At 60.0% G+C, this 1,431-nt stretch carries 1 protein-coding gene; it reads right to left on the reverse strand.

Translation table 11 applies throughout. The features are described from left to right. Positions 1-60: 60 nt before the first annotated feature. The gene (locus tag HMPREF3172_RS04760) at positions 61-1,311 is read right to left on the reverse strand and encodes an IS256 family transposase (protein WP_070515837.1); all 1,251 of its coding nucleotides are present in this window, start codon (positions 1,309-1,311) and stop codon (positions 61-63) included. Positions 1,312-1,431: the final 120 nt, after the last annotated feature.

The raw sequence follows: 1,431 nt of genomic DNA on the forward strand, positions 1-1,431 counted from the left end.
GGTCAAGTCCTTTTGTGTGGTGTATGAAATCGTTGTGATTCCTTCGAGATTTACTGCGGGTTATGCGGCGATCGCCGCTGGCTGTTCGCTCTCCTCCTTCTCCTGATTTGTGTCGTCATCATCGACGGTACGGGCCGCTTCGAGCGCTCCTAGGTTCATGTAGCGTCGGCCCTCGGCCCACTCATCATGCTGCTCCGCAAGCACCGCCCCAACCAGACGCGTAATTGAGGCGCGGTCGGGGAAAATCCCGACCACGTTCGTCCGCCGCCGGATCTCCTTGTTGAGTCGTTCGTTCGGGTTATTCGACCAGACTTGCCGCCACACCTGCTTCGGAAACGACGTGAACGCGAGGATCTGGTCGCGTGCCTGCTCCAGATGTTCCGCCGTTTTGGGCAGTTGGTTCCATAATGCGTCGAGGACGCGATCATATTGAGCGTGCACCTCGTCACGGTTGGGCTGATCAAACACCGAGTGCAGCAGGGTTTTTACCCACGGCCATGACGTCTTAGGGGTTACGGCCATGAGGTTCGCGGCGTAGTGGGTGCGGCACCGCTGCCAACTGGCTCCAGGGACGGTCGCCCCGATTGCTTCTACCAGCCCCTGGTGTGCGTCCGAGGTGACAAGCTTCACCCCGGTGAGGCCTCGTGCGACAAGGTCGCGGAAGAACGCGAGCCAGCCGGCTCCGTCTTCAGCGGATGCGATCTGTAGGCCGAGGATCTCCCGATGCCCGTCACTGTTCACTCCGGTAGCGATATACGCGTGCACACCGGTGACGCGGCCTCCTTCCCGGACTTTCATGACGAGCGCGTCCGCGGCAACAAACGTGTACGGTCCCTGATCGAGCGGTCTGGTGCGGAAGTCTTCAACGTGTTCGTCGAGCTCTTTGGCCATCACCGACACCTGCGACTTCGACAACCCGGTAATGCCGAGGGTTTGTACGAGCGCGTCCATCCGCCTGGTCGACACCCCTTTCAAGTAGCAGGTCGCAACCACGGAGGTGAGGGCACGCTCCGCACGTCTACGCCGCTCCAGTAGCCAGTCCGGGAAGTAGGACCCCTCCCGTAGTTTCGGGATCTGAATGTCCAAACTCCCGGTTCGGGTGTCGAAGCGACGCGAACGGTACCCGTTACGGCGGTTCACACGGTCGCTCGTGATCTCGCCATAGGAGGCGCCGCACACGGCGTCGGCTTCGGCTGACATGAGCGCGTTAATGAACGTGGTGAGCATCTGGCGCAACAGGTCTGGGGAAGCTTGGGCAAGGTGTTCTTCAAGAAATCGGGCAGGGTCGATATCGTAGGGTTTGACGGTCACCGTCGTTGGTCCTTTCGAGGTTAGGTTTCTAAGGCTTCTCGAAGGGATCACACGGTGACCGTCACCCATGTTCAGGTATGGTCACCGGCCGATCCGTACACCACCATACTGGACACTACT

Source organism: Brevibacterium sp. HMSC08F02, assembly GCF_001807555.1.
Classification (GTDB): Bacteria; Actinomycetota; Actinomycetes; order Actinomycetales; family Brevibacteriaceae; genus Brevibacterium; species Brevibacterium ravenspurgense.